The 17,907-nt window shown below is 65.2% G+C and carries 15 protein-coding genes; 13 read left to right on the forward strand and 2 right to left on the reverse strand.

Features of this window, described 5'->3' with window-relative positions; all coding sequences use genetic code 11:
- The first annotated feature begins 1 nt into the window (after window position 1).
- The 8 genes from AKG11_RS18030 (at window position 2) to AKG11_RS18065 (ending at window position 10,042) form a co-directional block, all read left to right on the forward strand.
- Window positions 2-1,624: a 5-guanidino-2-oxopentanoate decarboxylase gene (locus tag AKG11_RS18030; protein ID WP_050744874.1), complete on the forward strand. Its 1,623-nt coding sequence runs from the start codon at window positions 2-4 to the stop codon at window positions 1,622-1,624.
- Between the two features lie 10 nt (window positions 1,625-1,634).
- Window positions 1,635-3,080 carry an aldehyde dehydrogenase family protein gene (locus AKG11_RS18035; RefSeq protein WP_050744875.1) on the forward strand — a complete coding sequence of 482 codons (1,446 nt, stop codon included), beginning with the start codon at window positions 1,635-1,637 and terminating at the stop codon, window positions 3,078-3,080.
- A 118-nt stretch (window positions 3,081-3,198) separates the two neighbouring features.
- Window positions 3,199-4,653, forward strand: a complete 1,455-nt coding sequence (locus AKG11_RS18040; RefSeq protein WP_050744987.1) for a biotin carboxylase — start codon at window positions 3,199-3,201, stop codon at window positions 4,651-4,653.
- A 6-nt stretch (window positions 4,654-4,659) separates the two neighbouring features.
- On the forward strand, window positions 4,660-5,676 hold the full coding sequence (locus AKG11_RS18045) for a C45 family autoproteolytic acyltransferase/hydolase (RefSeq protein ID WP_050744876.1): 1,017 nt from the start codon (window positions 4,660-4,662) through the stop codon (window positions 5,674-5,676).
- A gap of 123 nt (window positions 5,677-5,799) precedes the next feature.
- Entirely contained in the window at window positions 5,800-7,047 is a 1,248-nt protein-coding gene (locus tag AKG11_RS18050) for a D-amino acid dehydrogenase (RefSeq protein ID WP_050744877.1), read from the forward strand.
- A gap of 57 nt (window positions 7,048-7,104) precedes the next feature.
- Window positions 7,105-8,898 (forward strand): alanine racemase, encoded by a 1,794-nt coding sequence (locus AKG11_RS18055; protein ID WP_050744878.1) that lies wholly within the window; start codon window positions 7,105-7,107, stop codon window positions 8,896-8,898.
- A 22-nt stretch (window positions 8,899-8,920) separates the two neighbouring features.
- On the forward strand, window positions 8,921-9,259 hold the full coding sequence (locus tag AKG11_RS18060; protein ID WP_050744879.1) for a RidA family protein: 339 nt from the start codon (window positions 8,921-8,923) through the stop codon (window positions 9,257-9,259).
- 162 nt (window positions 9,260-9,421) lie between these two features.
- A complete protein-coding gene (locus AKG11_RS18065; RefSeq protein ID WP_305809619.1) occupies window positions 9,422-10,042 on the forward strand; it encodes a CRISPR-associated endonuclease Cas3'' in 621 nt (206 codons plus the stop codon).
- 89 nt (window positions 10,043-10,131) lie between these two features.
- Here AKG11_RS18065 and AKG11_RS18070 read toward each other — a convergent pair whose 3' ends face one another.
- Both AKG11_RS18070 and AKG11_RS18075 read right to left on the reverse strand, forming a co-directional pair.
- A complete protein-coding gene (locus AKG11_RS18070) occupies window positions 10,132-11,448 on the reverse strand; it encodes an aspartate aminotransferase family protein (RefSeq protein ID WP_050744881.1) in 1,317 nt (438 codons plus the stop codon).
- 2 nt (window positions 11,449-11,450) lie between these two features.
- Entirely contained in the window at window positions 11,451-12,500 is a 1,050-nt protein-coding gene (locus AKG11_RS18075) for a phosphotransferase (protein ID WP_050744988.1), read from the reverse strand.
- A 185-nt stretch (window positions 12,501-12,685) separates the two neighbouring features.
- On the opposite strand from AKG11_RS18075, the gene AKG11_RS18080 reads away from it, so the two are divergent.
- From AKG11_RS18080 to AKG11_RS18100, 5 genes are all read left to right on the forward strand, one after another.
- Complete coding sequence (locus AKG11_RS18080) at window positions 12,686-13,366, forward strand: GntR family transcriptional regulator (protein ID WP_023514360.1); 681 nt, start codon at window positions 12,686-12,688, stop codon at window positions 13,364-13,366.
- Between the two features lie 72 nt (window positions 13,367-13,438).
- Window positions 13,439-14,179: an SDR family NAD(P)-dependent oxidoreductase gene (locus AKG11_RS18085; RefSeq protein WP_023514359.1), complete on the forward strand. Its 741-nt coding sequence runs from the start codon at window positions 13,439-13,441 to the stop codon at window positions 14,177-14,179.
- Window positions 14,180-14,410: 231 nt separating this feature from the next.
- Window positions 14,411-15,439, forward strand: a complete 1,029-nt coding sequence (locus AKG11_RS18090) for an ABC transporter substrate-binding protein (protein ID WP_050744882.1) — start codon at window positions 14,411-14,413, stop codon at window positions 15,437-15,439.
- 219 nt (window positions 15,440-15,658) lie between these two features.
- A complete protein-coding gene (locus tag AKG11_RS18095) occupies window positions 15,659-16,732 on the forward strand; it encodes an ABC transporter ATP-binding protein (protein ID WP_050744883.1) in 1,074 nt (357 codons plus the stop codon).
- Entirely contained in the window at window positions 16,729-17,907 is a 1,179-nt protein-coding gene (locus AKG11_RS18100; protein ID WP_050744884.1) for an ABC transporter permease, read from the forward strand. Before AKG11_RS18095 ends, AKG11_RS18100 begins: the two co-directional genes overlap by 4 nt.

Here is a 17,907-nt window from a genome sequence, read left to right on the forward strand (position 1 = left end):
AATGGCAGACACCCGATTGACCACTGGCGAATACCTCGTCCGTCTCCTGGAATCCTACGGCGTCGAATTGATCTTCGGCATTCCGGGGGTTCACACGGTCGAACTCTATCGCGGCCTGCCCGCGACCAACATCCGCCATATCACGCCCCGCCACGAGCAGGGCGCAGGCTTCATGGCCGACGGCTATGCCCGCGTGACCGGCAAGCCGGGTGTCTGCTTCATCGTCACCGGCCCCGGCATGACGAACATCGCCACCGCCATGGGCCAGGCTTACGCCGACTCCGTGCCGATGCTGGTCATCTCGGCGGTCAATTCCCGTGGCGAACTCGCCATGGGCCAGGGCCGCCTGCACGAGCTGCCCTCGCAGCGCAACCTCGTTTCCGGCGTTGCCGCCTTCAGCCACACGCTGCTCGACCCTGCGCAGCTTCCCGAGGTGATGGCGCGTGCTTTCACCGTCTTCAACTCCGCACGCCCGCGCCCGGTCCATATCGAAATCCCGCTCGACGTCATCGTCGCGGAGGCGCAGCACCTTTCGGCAGACGCATGGCCGCTGCCCGGCCGCGCCGCCGCTGATCCCGCGGCCATTGAAAAGGCCGCCGCGATCCTCAAGGCCGCAAAGCGCCCGATGATCGTTGCCGGCGGCGGGGCTGCCGATGCGGCGGCCGAGATTGCCGCTATTGCCGAAAAGCTCGATGCGCCGGTCTTCATGACCATCAACGGCCGCGGCATCCTGAAGCCGGGTGACCCGCGCACCATGACCGGCAATCTCAGCATGCCGCCGCTGCTGGAAGAGCTGGCCGCCAGCGACGCGGTCCTCGCCATCGGCACGGAATTCGGCGAGACGGAAATGTATCCCGAGCCGAAGGCGCTGACCTTCGGCGGCCCGCTGATCCGCATCGACATCGACCCCGCGCAGATCGTCACCGGCCTGCGCGCGGACGTGCCGATTGCCGCCGATGCGAAACTCGCCGCCGCCAGCCTCAACGCCGCCCTCGGCGACGCGCGGCCGGCCGGCGAAGGCGCGGCACGCGCCAAGGCCGTGCGCGAGAAGGTCGCGGCCTTCCTGTGGCCCGCCTGCCGCACCCATGGCAGGCTGATGGAGGTGATCACCCGGGCGCTGCCCGACGCCACCGTTGCGGGCGACCAGACCGAGCCGGTCTATGCCGTCAACCAGTTCTACCAGGCGCCGCAGCCGCGCTCGTTCTTCAACTCTTCCACCGGCTACGGCACGCTCGGCTACGGCCTGCCGGCCGCCTTCGGCGCAAAACTCGGCGCGCCGAACCGGCCCTCCGTCTGCCTGATCGGCGACGGCGGCCTGCAATTCTCCGTGCAGGAACTGGCGAGCGCCGTGGAGGCTGGCATCGCGACCGCCGTGGTCATCTGGAACAACGCCAGCTACGGCGAGATCAAGGCCTTCATGGCCGAACGCGACATCCCGCAGATCGGCGTCGACATTTTCACGCCCGATTTCGTGGGCCTCGCCAAGGCACTCGGCTGCGAAGCCTCGCGCCCAGCCTCGCTCGCGGAGCTGGAAAGCGAGCTTGCCGCCTCGGCAAAGCGCAAGGTGCCGACCGTGATCGAAATCCAGGCGGGCTCCCCGCTTGCCGCAGCCCTGACGGCGTGAGGTGACGACGATGCGGCACCAGCTCTTCATCGACGGTCGCTGGCAGGATCCCGTCGAGCCGGGCCGCATTCCCGTCTTCGATCCCTACCGCGGCACCGTCTATCATGAGGTCTCCGCCGGTGGTCCGGCGGATGTGGACAAGGCTGTTGCCGCCGCGAAGGCCGCGTTCCCCGCCTGGCGCGATGCCGGCGGGCGCGGACGCGCCCGTTATCTCGCGGCCATCGCCGCACGGTTGACCGAGCGCGCCGAAGAGCTGGCGCGCCTTTCCTCCCGCAACAACGGCAAGCCGCTTGGCGAGGCGCGCATCGACATGGCCGATGTGGCCGCCTCCTTCGCCTACTATGCCGAGCAAGCCATCGCCTTGCAGGAGAGGCAGGACGCGGATGTCGCGCTGCCCGACGACGGTTTTCACGCCCGGCTGCGGCAGGAGCCGGCGGGTGTGGCAAGCCTCATCGTGCCGTGGAACTTTCCCCTCGTGACGACCTCCTGGAAGGTCGCGCCGGCGCTTGCCGCAGGCTGCACGGTGGTGCTGAAACCCTCGGAGATCACGCCTGTCGTGGAGCTGGAACTCGGCGCGATTGCCGAGGACGTGGGCCTGCCTGCCGGCGTGCTCAACATCATCACCGGTACCGGCGAGCGCGTCGGCGCGCCGATGACGACGCATCCGGATGTCGCCAAAATATCCTTCACCGGTTCGAACGCCGTCGGCGCCCGCGTCATGGCGGCCGGCGCGCCGGGCGTCAAATCGGTCAGCCTGGAGCTCGGCGGCAAATCGCCCATCGTGGTCTTCGCCAATGCGGATTTCGACGAGGCGGTGGACTGCGTGCTCGGCGGCATCTTTTTCAATGCCGGGCAGATGTGTTCGGCGACATCGCGCCTTCTGGTGGAAAGATCGATTGCGCCGAAGCTAATAGACGCCATAATCGCCGGAAGCCGGGCGCTGAACCCCGGAGATCCGCTCGACGAGGGGACGACGATCGGTCCGATCACCATGAAGGCGCAGCACGACAAGGTGCTTTCCTACATCGAACGCGGCAAGGCCGAGGGCCTGACATTGCTTGCGGGCGGCGGAAAGCCGGCCGCGGCCGGTGACGGCTGGTTCGTCGAGCCGACGATTTTCGGCGACGTGCCGACGACCAGCGCGCTCTGGCGCGAGGAGATATTCGGGCCGGTGCTCTGCATCCGCACTTTCGAGAGCGAAGAGGAGGCGATCGCACTCGCCAACGACTGCGACTTCGGCCTCGTCGCCACCGTTGTCAGCGGCGACGACGTGCAGGCGAACCGCGTGGCAAACGCCATCGAGGCCGGTCACGTCTGGATCAACAGCCCGCAGGCGATTTTCGTGCAAACGTCCTGGGGCGGCTTCAAGGCGAGCGGCATCGGCCGCGAGCTCGGGCCCTGGGGCATGTCGTCCTACCTTGAAGTCAAACACGTCACGTCACGCTTGAAACGTTAACCGCAACGACGGACCGGGGGGCATGTCGAAAAAGAAGAAAGATCGGAAGAAAGACGAGAAGAAACAAAAGAAGCGCGACAAGCGCCAAAAACGCTCCAGGAAACATGAGGGGTACATCATGGAAACCATTCGCAACGTTGCCGATCTGCGCGTCGTCATGCATCGCAACGAACGTCCGATCTATTTCATCTCGGCGACGAACTTCAACCTGATCGGCATCGACGAATGGGTGCGGAACTTCAAGTTCGTCAGCTATATCGACTGCTTCGACGGCCGCCATCCGAACGTCTTCGTCCCCTCCGAAATCCCCCATGCCGAATTCGAGAGCATCGAGGATATCAACAACTACCTGCTGCAGCACAAGGAAGTCATCGACTACATCACGAAACGCGGTGGCCGTGCCGTCGCCACCTTCCTGATGTTCGACGAGACGACGGAAGAAATCTGCAAGGAACTCGGCATCGAGATCTGGTTCCCCAGGGCAAAACTGCGCCAGCGCTGCGACAACAAGATGGAGACCGTGCGCATCGGCAACAAGGCCGACGTGCCCTCCGTGCCGAACACGCTCGCCCCCGCGCGCACCTATGAGGAGCTGCTGGAGTCAGCGAAGAAAGCCGGCATCGGCAAAGACCTCGTCGTGCAGACCGCTTTCGGTGACAGCGGCCACACCACCTTCTTCATCGCGAGCGAGGAGGACTACAACCGTCACGCCGCGGAGATCTCGGCGGAAGACGAAGTCAAGATCATGAAGCGCATCAAGTGCCGCGGCGCGACCATGGAGGCCTGCACGACGGCATCCGGCACGCTCGTCGGCCCGCTCCTGACGGAAGTCGTCGGCCAGCCGGCGCTGACGCCCTACAAGGGCGGCTGGTGCGGCAACGAGATCTTTCCGGGCGCGTTTTCGGAAAAAATCCGGGCCAAGGCGCGCGACATGGCCTACCGCTTCGGCAACCAGCTTCGCGAGGAAGGCTATCGCGGCTATTTCGACCTCGATTTCCTCATCGACGTCGAGGACAACGAGGTCTATCTCGGCGAACTCAACCCGCGCATCTGCGGCGCCAGCTCCATGACCAACCACGCCGCCTTCGCCTATGCCGATGCGCCGCTCTTCCTGTTCCACCTGATGGAGTTTTCGGGCATCGACTACAAGATTGACGTCGAGGAGCTGAACGACCGGTGGGCGCGAAAGGAGTTCATTGATTCCTGGGCACAGGTGGTGATCAAATCCACCGAAGACCTTGTCGACATCGTCACCCATGCGCCGTCGTCGGGCATCTACCGCATGGCGCCGGATGGCAGCGTGTCCTATGATCGCTTCGATTATCACCGCCAGGCGATCGAAAGCGACGAGGAGGCGTTCTTCCTGCGCATCACCGGTCCCGGCGACTACCGCTACGAGGGTGCCGACCTCGGCATCCTCATCACACGCGGGCGGGTGATGAACGACGAGTTCGAGCTGAACGAACGCGCCAGCAACTGGATCAAGGGTATCAAGCGCCTTTATGCCAGCAAGCCGCTCACCGAGATCCAGCGGGACGAAGCGCCGGAAGCCGGCTCGTTCAAGATCCTGTAGGGTGCCATGGACCTCCAGTTTGAAGCCATCGACGAAGACAGACCCGGCCCGAAATGGCGCCGGGTGTTCGATCGTCACTGGCACGCCTACAGCCGCTGGTTCGTGCGCGACGGGGTTCGTTCGCGCCCGACCTACTTCATGAGCCTCAAGGCGCTGCGCAGCCACATGCCGGAGCTGCTGCCGACTTATGAGGCGATCGTCGAGGCGGCCGGCGGCGGCGATCTCGAAGCGCGGTTCCTGTCCATGTGGTGCCCGCCCTTCTATGTCGGCGGCTGTTCGCAGGCGATCGTCACCGGTAAGGAACCGGCGCTGATCCGCAACTACGACTACAGCCCGCGCCTGCTCGAAGGCACCTGGCTCGCCTCGCGCTACAACAAGCGGGTGGTGGCGGTGGTCGATTGCCTGTGGGGCGTGCTCGACGGCATCAACGAGGATGGGTTGGCGGTCTCGCTCTCCTTCGGCGGGCGCACCGCCGCGGGGCAGGGTTTCGGCATCCCGGTCGTGCTGCGCTACGTCCTGGAATTCGCCAGCACCACGGCGGAAGCGGTGGCGATGCTCCAGCGCATTCCCGTGCACATGTCCTATTCGATCGCCGTCATCGACCGGCAGGACAACCACGCGACGGTCTATGTCAATCCGGATCGCCCGGCCGAAGTGGTGGAGCGGCGCGTCAGCACCAATCACCAGCACGGCGTCGAATGGGCCCGCCATGCCGAGACCACCAAATCGGTGGAGCGCGAGGCGGCGCTGGAAAAGTCGCTGGCGGGATCGGCGGATGTCGAAAAGGTGCTGTCCGGCTTCCTGCGCCCGCCGGTCTACCAGACGTCCTACGGGCGCGGCTACGGCACGCTCTACACGGCCGTCTACCGGCCGCTCGATGCTTCGGTGGAGCTGGTCTGGCCCGGCGCGGTCTGGCGGCAATCCTGCGCCGAATTCCACGACGAGGTGCGCATCATCCGTTTCAACGACGGGGATTCCGGCGGCTTCGCGCCGACCTTCAAGCAGGGCGCGGTCAGCAGTTAGGAGCAATTTCAGCAAAAGTGTGAGCGGTTTTGCGTCCGGAATTGCGTGGAAACAAGAACAAAAGGCCGGACCCGTTTCGCAAGACGAGGAAAAGCGGAACGTTCTCGGGGTGAGGGGAGCATCATGAAAGTAGTCGTTCTGGGGGCCGGCGTCGTCGGCACGGCGGCGGCATGGTATCTGTCGAAGGACGGCCATGACGTGACCGTGCTGGAGCGCCACGAGGACGTGGCGCGCGGCACCAGCCAGAGCAATGCCGGCCTCGTTTCGCCGGGCGATTCCACCGCCTGGGCCTCGCCCGCCGCGCTCACCACCTTCATCAAATCGCTGTTCCGCTCCGATCTCGGCATCAAGGTGCGCTTCAGCCTCGATCCGCAGTTCATCTCCTGGTGCCTGCGCTTCCTCATGCAGTGCACGCAATCGCGCGCCCATGCCAATACCGAAGTCAAGCTGCGGCTGGCCTTCTATGCCCGCGAGTGCATCAACGCGCTGCAGCAGGAAACCGGCATCTCCTACGACGACCGGCGCAAGGGCATCCTCTATTTCTACCGCTCGCAGCAGAGCATGGATGCCGGCGCCAAGCATATGCAGTACATCGCCGACCGCGGCCTTGCGATCGAGGTGGTCGACCGCGAGCGGCTGGTGGCGCTGGAGCCCGGCCTTGCCGCCGTCAAACACCAGCTTGCCGGCGGCGTCTATTCGTCGATGGACCAGACGGGCGACTCCTCGCTCTTCACCTGCAGCCTTGCCGAGCAGGCGCGGGTGCGCCATGGCGTCGACTTTCGTTTCAACACGGTTGTCACCGGACTGGATGTGCAGGGCAACAGGGTCGGGGCCGTGCTGACCGACAAGGGGCCGGTCGCCTGCGACGCGGTCGTGCTGTCGCTTGGCCCCGAGAGTTCACTGCTCGCCCGCAAGATCGGGATCGACGTGCCCGTCTATCCCGTCAAAGGGTATACCGCGACGCTCCCGATCGATGCGGACAAGGGCCCGACCATGGGCGGCGTCGACGAGGACCGGCTGATCGCCTATTCGCGCCTCGGCAACCGTCTGCGTCTTGCCTCCACCGCCGAATTCGCCGGCTACGACCGCTCGTTCAAACCCGCCGACTTCAAAACCATGTTCCGGACGGCGCACGACCTCTTCCCCGGCGCCATCGACGAGACGAAGGCCGTGCTCTGGTCGGGCCTCAGGCCCATGATGCCGGGCTCCGTGCCGGTGCATGGTCGAGCACGCTACGAAAACCTCTTCCTGAATACCGGCCACGGCCATGTCGGCTGGACCATGGCCTGCGGCTCGGGAAAGCTTGTCTCCGACCTCGTCTCCGGCCGCAGGCCCGACATCGACACGGCGGGGCTGCTCTATCGGAATTGAGCCTTTACCGGAAAGTGGACCCGGTTTCGTCCGGAAATGCGACAACAAGGGATTGCCATGTCCGATCCGCAAATCTCCATCGACCTCGCCCGCATCGAACACAATGCCCGCACCGTCGTTGACCTCTGCCGCGCCTCCGGCATCACGCCCTTCGGCGTCACCAAGGGCACCTGCGGCATGCCGCAGGTGGCGCGTGCCATGCTGCGCGGCGGCGTCAGGGGCATTGCCGAATCCCGCTTCGAGAACATCCGCCGCCTGCGCGATGCGGGCATCGACTGTCCGATCATGCTGTTGCGCAGCCCCCCGCTGACGCGTGTGGAAGAGCTGGTGCGCACCGTCGACATCAGTCTGCAGTCGGAGCTTCAATTGATGCGCGAGATTTCGCGTGTCGCCGAGCGGCTGGGCCGGGTGCACGACATAATCCTGATGATCGACCTCGGGGATCTTCGTGAGGGCATCTGGCCGAACGATCTGGTGCCCACCGTGGAGGCCATACTGGAGCTGCCGGGCGTGCGCATTGCCGGCGTCGGCACGAACCTCACCTGCTTCGGCGCAATCATTCCGACCCGGGAGAACCTGACCCAGCTCGTCGCCCATGCGCAGACGGTGGAGATCATGACCGGCCGGCCGCTCGATTGGGTTTCCGGCGGCAACTCTTCCTCGCTGCCGCTGCTGCTGGCCGGCGGCATGCCGTCCGGCATCAACAACCTGCGTGTCGGCGAGGCGATCCTCCAGGGTGGCCGCGACACGTTCCTCACCGAACCCTGGCAGGCGCTCGACCGCGACGCCTTCGAACTCACCGGCGAGCTTCTGGAGGTGAAGACGAAGCCCTCCCTGCCGATCGGCCAGTCCGGCATCGACGCCTTCGGCAACGTTCCCGTCTTTGTCGACGAGGGAGACCGGCTGCGCGGCATCGCCAATATCGGCCGTGAGGACGTCATCGCCGAGGGGTTGATCCCGACGCGGCCGGGCGTGCGGGTGCTCGGTGCTTCCAGTGACCATCTGGTGCTCGATCTCACCGAGGCCGACCCACCCCTTGCCGTCGGCGAAAATGTCAGCTTCCGCATGAACTACGGTGCGTTGCTCACGGTCATGACGTCAGAATATGTGGAGAAGGTTCCGATGCGGGATGTGCGCGAGACGGGCGAGGCGAAGACCTATGCGATCGAGACGGACGCGATCGGCGGTGCGCTCGTGGTGGTGCAGGATGTTGCCCAGCGTATCGAGCATCTCGGCTTCGAGCGGGGGGCGGAGGATGCGGATAAGACGCTCACGCTCTCCATCCGCGCACGCAAGCGGGATGTGCTGCCGTTCGTGGAGGAGGCTGGCCGTCGGCATGATGCGCTCGGCCTCATCTGGATCGATTCCGATGCAGCGATGATGCCGGATGGCGAGGCCGGCCTGCCGCCACCGGAAAACGCCGTGCTCAGCCGTATGCTCACCTGCCTGCCGCCCCATATCGCGCCGGAAAACATCGTCCTGATCGGCCTGCGCAATGCGGCGCCGGAGGAGGCGGCGGTGCTGAAGGCCTTGCGCCTGCGTGTCTTCACCATGGCGGAAATCGATGCGGTAGGCCTGCGCCAGGCGATGCGCGACGCGATCACGCTCGCCTCGGCCGGCACGCGCGGCTTTCACCTGTGTTATGCGCCGACCGCCACCGACATGTCCGGCTGGAGCGGCGGCATCGGCGGCATCACGGTGCGCGAGACCCATTCGGCAATGGAAATGGCGGCGCTCAGCGGCAAGTTGCGCTCGCTCAGCATTTCCGGCATTGATGCCGCGCTGCCATCGCCGATCGGCGCGGAATGCGCCAATTTCATCCTGTCGGCTTTCGGCAAAACCATTCTTTGATCAACAACATGGGAGATTTCCGATGATCAAGCGTATCAAGCCCGGCAAGCGGTTCTGCGAAGCCGTCGTCGTCAACGGCGTCGTCACCACGGCCGGCGTCACCGGCGATGGTGCCGACACCGTCGCCCAGACCCGCGACATCCTCGCGACCATCGACGGCCTGCTGGCCGAAGCCGGCACCTCCAAGGCCAAGCTGATCAGCGCCAACATCTGGCTGCGCGACATTGCCCATTTCGCCCAGATGAACGAAGTCTGGGACCAGTGGGTCGACCCGAACAACCTGCCGGTCCGTGCCACGGTCGAGGCGCGCCTTGCCGCACCGGAACTGCTGGTCGAAATCCAGGTCACCGCGCTCGTCTGAGCCCTTTGACGACCCGCTTGCCGGGTGACGAAGCGGGGCCGCATGCATGCGGCCCTTGCAACCCTTGATATTCATCAGGTCGGTTCCGGTTTGGCCTTGTGGAAAACATCCGGATCGGCCCGCACGGCACTTTCCCCATTTTCTTGAAGCGGTATTCTCTCACTGGTTGTGGGGGTGATCGTGTCCTGGTACGCGCATAGCACGGCAGACCAGAGCAAGGTGGACTGGCAGTTGCTCTCGGAGCATTGCTTCGGCGTCGCCGTCCTTGCCGCCGAAATGGCCAAACCGCTGGGCCTCGAACGCGCGGCCTTCTTCGTCGGTCTGTTCCACGACCTCGGCAAATACTGCATCGATTTCCAGCTGCGCCTCGAAGGCAGGGATGTGCCGGTCGATCACTCGACCGCAGGCGCCCAGGTGCTGTCCGGGCTTGCGCAGGGTTCGGACAAGCTGGTGGCGCATCTCCTCGCCTATGCCATTCTCGGCCACCATGCCGGCCTGCCGGACTGGCTGAACGAGACGGATGCCTGCTGCAACATGCGCCTGAAGCGGCCGCTTGCGCTTGATCCCGCGTGGCAGGATGAGTTGAGGCCGGAAGTCTCCGACCTGTTGCCGGACATGGTGGCGCAGCTCCCGAAAACCCCGCCGGAGCAGGCTTTCGCCTTCGCCTTCATGACGCGGATGATTTTCTCGTGTCTGGTGGACGCGGAGGCGTGGATTGAAACGTGCCGGCTGAATAGCCGAGCCCGCCCCAAGCAGTCGCCTCCTTGCGGAGGCGTGGATTGAAACGACGCCACCGGCATGGGCTGGATGGTCGCCGTCTGGGGGGCGCCCCAGCGCCGGAGCGGGGAATGTCCGCTCCGGCGTGCCTTCCGTCAGCCGGCCTTCAGTACGTCGGCAAGGGCGTCCACCAGCATGTCGGCGTTTTTGCGGGAGAAGACGAGAGGGGGGCGGATTTTCAGGATGTTGGCGTTGGGGCCGGAGGCGCTGATCAGGATGCGGCGGGCGCGCAGGCCGTTGACGATGCGCGCCGTCAGGGTGGCGTCGGGCTGTTTCGTCGTGGGGTCCGCGACGATCTCGACGCCGATGAAGAGGCCCGAGCCGCGGATGTCGCCGAGGGCCGGGTGGAGGCGGGAGAGCGTCTTGAGGCCGTCCATCAGGTATTGGCCGACATCGAGGGCATTCTGCTGCAGGCCCTCCGTCCGGATGGTTTCCAGCACGGCCTTGCCGGCCGCGGCGGCGATGGGGTTGCCGCCGAAGGTGTTGAAGTAGCGGGCACGGGGGCCGAAGTCGGCGACGACTTCCGGGCGCAGCACGATGCCGGCCATCGGGTAGCCGTTGCCCATCGGCTTGCCGATCGTTACCATGTCTGGGGAGACGCCGTGGCGCTCGAAGCCCCACATGGTTTCGCCGGTGCGGCCGAAGCCGGGTTGCACCTCGTCGGCGACGAAGAGGCCGCCGGCTGCGTGGATCGCGTCCACGGCCGGTCGCAGAAACCCTTTCGGGCCGGCGAAGATGCCGTCGCTGGAAAAGATCGTGTCGGTGATCAGCATGGCCGGCTTGATGCCGTGACGCTGCAGGTCGGCGATGGCGGCTTTGACGTCGCGGCCGAACTTTTCCATCATTTCTTCCGGCGTGTGGCGGTAGCTGTCCGGCGCCGGTACGGTGCGCACATGCGGGCCGAGCGTCACGGATTCTCCAAGCGAGGGCGAGAATTCGGCGACCGCGCTCGTCAGGCCGTGATAGGCGAGTTCCGTCGCGATGATGCCGGTCCCGCCGGTGACGAAACGGGCGATGCGCACGGCAAGGTCGTTCGCCTCGCTGCCGGTACAGGTGAACATCACCTGGCTGAGATCGTCCGGGAAGGTGGCGGTCAGCGCTTCGGCATAGTCGATGATGCCTTCGTGCAGATAGCGCGTATGGGTGTTGAGCACGGCGGTCTGGCGGGTGATCGCCTCGACGACGCGCGGGTGGCAATGGCCGACCGAAGCGACGTTGTTGTAGGCGTCGAGATATCTTTCGCCGGCCGCGTCATAGAGGAAGACGCCTTCGCCGCGCACGAGATGCAGCGGCTTTTCGTAGAACAGGCGGTAGGCGGGGCCAAGCACCTTCTCCCGGCGGGCGACCAGCACCCGTTCGCTCTCGTCGAGCCGCTCGAAATCCTCGCGCGAAAATGCATTCACCATCGACATGGTCAGGCCTCGGAAAGGTTGGGCACGAGCCTCTTCAGCCCGGCCGGGGTAAGGTCGCCTACGTTCTGCAGGCCGCGCCAGGCGGTGGCGTGGTTGCGCATGATATAATCCCGGTTTTCCGGAAAGCGGGCGGAACGCCATTCGGCGATGATGATCGACATGGCGAGGCGGCAGCGCGTCAGGAGTGGCAGCAGCTCGATCTCGCCGGGTTCCAGCGCGCGCGCTGACAGGAAGCCGGCAAGGAAGGCGCCGGTGCGCGCCGCCCAATTGTCCGTCGCCAGATGATAGGAGAGGGCGACGGCGAGATCGTTGACCAGCGGCGCATGCACCATGTCGCCGAAATCGATGATGCCGACCACCCGTGTCGGTTCCGCCGGATCGAGCAGGATATTGTGCGGATTGAAGTCGTTGTGGATGATCTGCCGCCGCGCGAGGCTGCTCATGGCGGGCAGTGCACGCTCGAATTCGGCGAGAATGGTTTCCACCCGCGCCCGGCGCTCGGGCGCGACATTGTCGACGACCGCGCAAAGGTCCAGCGTGTGGGAAATGTCCCACATCAATTTTCCGGCCGGCGGGCGGCCATCGTAGTTTTCGAGGCCAAGGCCGAGTTCCGCGAGTGCGCGGCCGACATTGCGGCTCTGTGCTTCCGATGCCGGCGTGCGATATTGCAGCTCACCGTCAAGGAAGGTGAGGAGGCGCACGATGCGCGGGCCGTCGCCGGTGGAAAGCGTGTGGCTCGGCCCACCCTCCGTCGTCAGGACGAGGCGCGGCACCGGCACGGCGGGGGCGGCGGCGGCAAGGTGCAGCAGGGCGCCGTCCTGGAATTCCAGAGCTGCAGGGTCTTCGGCGGGGTTGGCGATCTTCAGGACGAAGTTCGTGCCGTCGTTTCGCGTGAAGAGGAAAGTCTCGTCCCGCTCGCTGGAAAGCCGCTTCACGGTTCCAGCAAGGCCATAGATCGCCGCAACGGCGGCCTCGGCGTCGGGAAGCGCGGTCGCGCTCCAGGTTGCCGACATCGAATCCGTCTTCTTGTTTGCCGGCGCTGGCTGCGTCATGCTTGCTCCGTAGGCGCGGTTTCCCGCGGGTTTTTCGATCCTTGCGCGCCGTCTGCCAACGACGGTGCCGGTGCGATTGCCGTCGCCCGGCATTTGGCAGAGGATGCTCCGTGACGGGTTCTACTTGAAACATATCAAAAAAGATGCATCAAGTATCTTATTACTCGATTTTGCGGATCAGTGCCATGGCCGAATTCACGACGCTGGAACATGAGAACCTCAACAGCGTCGTTTATGGCGCGCTGTGCGACGCGCTGATGCAGGGGCGGTTTCAGCCGGGCGACCGGCTGAAGATCCGTGACCTTGCCGAGCAGTTCGGCACCAGCGTCACGCCGATCCGCGACGCCATCCTGCGCCTGGCCAATGACGAGGCGATCACCTTCCGCTCGCCGCGCGACATCCGCATCGCCGGCCTCAGCGAGAGTCGCTACCGGGAGATCCGGGCGATCCGCGTCCGGCTGGAAGGGCTGGCGGCGGAAACCGCCGCGCAGGTGGCGACGAGCGCGGATATCCAGGCGCTGGAGCAGATTTTGCGGGAAAACGAGCAGGCGATTGCGGCCGGGGACCGGCTCAAGGGCACACAGCTCAACCAGGCCTTTCACTTCCTGCTGCCGCAGATTGCCGGGCTTCCGGTGCTGACAACCATCCTCAGGCGACTTTGGCTGCAGATGGGCCCGCATATTTCCGATGCCTATATCGCCGGTGGCCGGGCGATGATCGATCATCACTATCCGGTCGTGGAGGCGCTGAAACGCCACGATCCGGCATCCGCCTCGATGGCGATCGTCGACGATATCCTGCTCGGCGGCAAGCCGATCCTGGAGCGCATCGAGGGGAGCGGAGAGAGGGAAGTGCGCCGGGCATAGCCTTTCACGCGGAGGGGCTTGCAATTCGGAAATGGCCGATTACGATGTATCAAGCATCAAAGGAGAGTGCGCATGACCGAAGAACGCCGCTACATGTTGCTGACGGGGGCGAGCCGCGGCATCGGCCATGCGACGGTCAAGCTCTTCCAGGCGAAGGGCTGGCGCATCCTGACTGTCTCCCGTCAGCCCTTTTCCGAGGAGTGCGCCTGGCCGTCCGCGCGTGAAAGCCATATCCAGGCGGACCTTGCCGACCTGACGCAGATCGACCGGCTGGCCGCGACGGTGCGCGAGCGGCTGCCGAACGGCCGGCTGCATGCGCTCGTCAACAATGCCGGCATATCGCCGAAGGGGCCGGGTCGCAGCCGTCTCGGTGTGCTCGATACGGATGCCGACGTCTGGACGCAGGTGCTCAACGTCAATATCGTCTCGACGGCGCTGATCGCCCGCGCACTGATGCCCGAGCTCGAAGCGGCGAAGGGCTCGATCGTCAACGTCACCTCGATCGCGGGTTCGCGCGTGCATCCCTTCGCGGGCGTTGCCTATGCGGCCTCAAAGGCGGCGCTTGCGGCGCTGACGCGCGAGATGGCGCATGAGTTCGGCCGCCGCGGCGTAAGGGCCAATGCGATCGCGCCGGGCGAGATCGAGACCTCGATCCTTTCGCCGGGCACCGATGCACTGGTTGCGGCGGAGGTGCCGATGGGACGGCTGGGTGAGCCGCGCGAAGTCGCGGAGACCATCCATTTCCTGTGCACCGAGCAATCGTCCTACATTAACGGTGCGGAAATCCACATCAACGGAGGGCAGCACGTCTGACGACCGTCAAGCGGGGAAAATATCCCGTTGACCGGCGAGACCCGGAATGCATCAATCGGCCGTAACGCCCAGGGGAAAGGGTGCGACGACCGGAGAGGCTGCAAGAGCCGACAGGCCAAAGGCCGCGGCGGATCAGCAGTCCGACAGGAGATCGTCATCGGGGCCGGGCCATCCGGTTCCTTCACAAATGAAGAAAAGGGGAGTGCAATGAAGACTGTCTTTAAATCCGGAATGCTCACGGCTGCCGCCATCGTGCTGTCGGCTGGCCTTGCCGCGCCGTCCCTCGCACGCGACCTCACCGTTGTCTCCTGGGGTGGCAACTATCAGGACGCGCAGCGCAAGATCTACTTCAAGCCGTTCGCCGAAAAGTCCGGCAAGCCGGTGCTCGACGAGGCCTGGGATGGCGGCATCGGCGTCATCCAGTCGAAGGTCAAGGCCGGCGCGCCGAACTGGGATGCCGTGCAGGTGGAGGCCGAGGAACTGGCGCTCGGCTGTGCGGATGGCCTCTACGAGAAGATCGACTGGGAGAAGATGGGCGGCAAGGAGAAGTTCCTCGACAGCGCCGTCAACGACTGTGGCGTTGGCGCGATCGTCTGGTCCACGGCGATCGCCTATGACGGCGACAAGCTGAAGGAAGGCCCGGCCAACTGGGCGGATTTCTGGAACGTCGAAAAGTTCCCGGGCAAGCGCTCGCTGCGCAAGGGGCCGAAATACACGCTGGAATTCGCGCTGCTCGCCGATGGCGTCTCCAAGGACGAGCTCTATGACGTGCTCGGCACGGAAGAGGGCGTCACGCGGGCCTTCAAGAAGCTCGACGAATTGAAGGCGAACATCGTCTGGTGGGAATCGGGTGCCCAGCCGCTGCAGTTCCTCGCTTCGGGCGAAGTGGCGATGACCTCGGCCTATAATGGCCGCATCACCGGCATCAACCGTACGGAAGGCAAGAACTTCAAGGTCGTCTTCCCCGGCAGCATCTACGCGGTCGACAGCTGGGTCGTGTTGAAGGACGCGGAGAACAAGGACGCCGCGCAGGACTTCATCGCCTTTGCCAGCGAGCCCGACAACCAGGCGAAGCTGCCGGAGTTCGTGGCTTACGGCCTGCCGGTCAAGGAGGCCGCGGCCAAGGTTCCGGCCGAGTTCGCCAAGGACCTGCCGACCGACCCAGCCAACATGACGGACTCGATCGCCCTCAATGTCGACTTCTGGATCGACAATGCGGAAACGCTGACACAGCGCTTCAACGCCTGGCTGGCGCAGTAAGGCTGCCGTTTGCGGGGCGGAACGGCCCCTCATCCCGCTTGCGGCGACCTTCTCCCTGCAAGCGGGGAGAAGGCAATCCCCGCAAGGCCCGGGCACAAACAGCCCCGCAGACATGTGTTGAGGAAAACGGTGCAGTACACCTTCTCCCTGCTTGCAGGGAGAAGGTGCCGGCAGGCGGATGAGGGGCGCTTGCCCGCCAGCGACCGTTGTGATGGAGTCATGATCTTGGCCGAATTCATCCGTTTCGACCGCATCACCAAATTCTACGGCCCGCTCTGCGTGGTCGAAAATCTCGATCTCGGCATCGACAAAGGCGAGTTCGTCAGCCTGCTCGGCCCGTCCGGCTCCGGCAAGACGACGCTGCTGATGATGCTCGCCGGTTTCGAACAGCCGACATCGGGCAACATCCTGCTCGACGGCACGGCGATCAACGACGTGCCGACCCACAGGCGCGACATGGGCGTCGTCTTCCAGAGCTACGCGCTTTTCCCGCATATGTCGGTCGGCGAGAACGTCGCCTTTCCGTTGCAGATGCGCGGCATGGGCAAGGCGGAGATCGAGGGGCGCGTCAAGCGGGCGCTGGACATGGTGCAGCTGTCGGCCTTCGCCGACCGTCGTCCCTCGCAGCTTTCCGGCGGCCAGCAACAGCGCGTGGCGCTGTCGCGTGCGCTGGTCTTCGAGCCGCGCGTCGTGCTGATGGACGAGCCGCTCGGTGCGCTCGACAAGCAGTTGCGTGAGCAGATGCAGCTCGACATCCGCGACCTGCACCGCCGGCTCGGCCTGACGATCGTCTTCGTCACGCACGACCAGTCGGAGGCGCTGACCATGTCGGATCGCGTCGCCGTGTTCAACAAAGGCAAGATCGAGCAGATCGGCACGCCGCGGCAGGTCTATGACGAGCCGGCGACGCGTTTCGTCGCCGAATTCATCGGCGAGACCAATCTGGTCGAGGGCGTCGTCGAGGCGGTCGAGGGGGCGGAGGCGACCGTGCGGCTGCCATCTGGCGCGCAGATCGTTTCGGCGGTCTCTGGCCGCGTCGCCTCCGGCCAGCCGGTCTTCCTCTCCATCCGGCCGGAACGGGTCGATCTCAGCGAGACCCGGGGCGATGCGCGCAACTGTCTGGAGACCGAGGTCACCGACAGCGTCTATCAGGGCGATCACCTGCGCGTGCAATTGCAGAACGCCGCCCACCCGCTGATCGCCAAGCTTGGCCGCCGGTCCCGCGAATTCCCGCCGGGCACGCGGGTCTACGCGGGCTTTTCAGCCGGCGATTGCCGGGTCATCGCGCCATGAGTGCAGGCTCCTCCCGGACCGGGCGGTCGCTCCTTCTGCTGGCGCCGCTGCTTCTCTTCCTCGTCGGCTTCTTCGTCTGGCCGCTGATCAGCATGATGTCGCAGGCCGTGTCGGATCCGGCCGTGCTGCGCCTCCTGCCGCGCAGTGCCGAAGTGCTGGCCGACTGGGACCGCGCCTCGCCGCCGACCATGCCCATGCAGGCGGCGCTGATGGAGGACCTGAAGGCCGTCGACGACGACCAGGCACTCGGCGACATGGTGCGTCGCCTCAACAGCGCCCGCTCCGGCTTCCGCACGCTGATGGCGAAGACGACGAGCGCACTCGGTGACACGGCCAACCCGCCCGGCGACCTCGTCTCCATCGATAAACGCTGGGAAAAACCGGAATTCTGGCTGGCGATCGCCGATGCGCTCTCGCCCTACACCGACCGAAACCTGCTCGCCGCCGTCGATCTCGGCCGCAATGCCGCAGGCAGCATAGAACACCTGCCGGCCGACCAGTCCGTCAACCGGGTGATCCTCGTGCGCACCTTCTGGATCGCCGCGCTCGTCACCTTCGCCTGCGCCTGCATCGGTTTTCCCTATGCGATCATCGCCGCCTCGCTGACGGGCTGGAAGCGTGACCTGATGCTCGGCGCCGTACTGCTGCCGCTCTGGACCTCGCTCCTCGTGCGCACCGCGGCCTGGTTCATCCTGCTGCAGGAGCAGGGGCTGATCAACGATCTCCTGCGCTGGCTGCACATCATCGACGCGCCGCTGCCGCTGATCTTCAACCGCACCGGTGTCATCATCGCCATGACCCATGTGCTGCTGCCCTTCATGGTGCTGCCGATCTATTCCGTGCTGATCACCATTCCGAAGAACCTGATGCCGGCCGCCGCCTCGCTCGGCGCGCCGCCCTTGCGGGCGTTCCTGCGCGTGCTTCTGCCGCTGAGCCTGCGTGGTGTCGCCTCCGGCAGCCTGCTCGTCTTCATCTCGGCGATCGGCTACTACATCACCCCGGCGCTGATCGGCGGGCCGGGCGACCAGATGATCTCGTCCATCATCGCCTTCTACGCCACGGGCTCGGCGAACTGGGGCATGGCCGGCGCCCTTGGCGTCGTTCTGCTCGTCGCAACGCTGCTGCTCTACAGCGTCTATGCGCGGCTCTCCTCCGATGAACCGGGGAGGCGCTAG

The organism is Shinella sp. SUS2 (assembly GCF_001262505.1).
Lineage (GTDB): Bacteria > Pseudomonadota > Alphaproteobacteria > Rhizobiales > Rhizobiaceae > Shinella.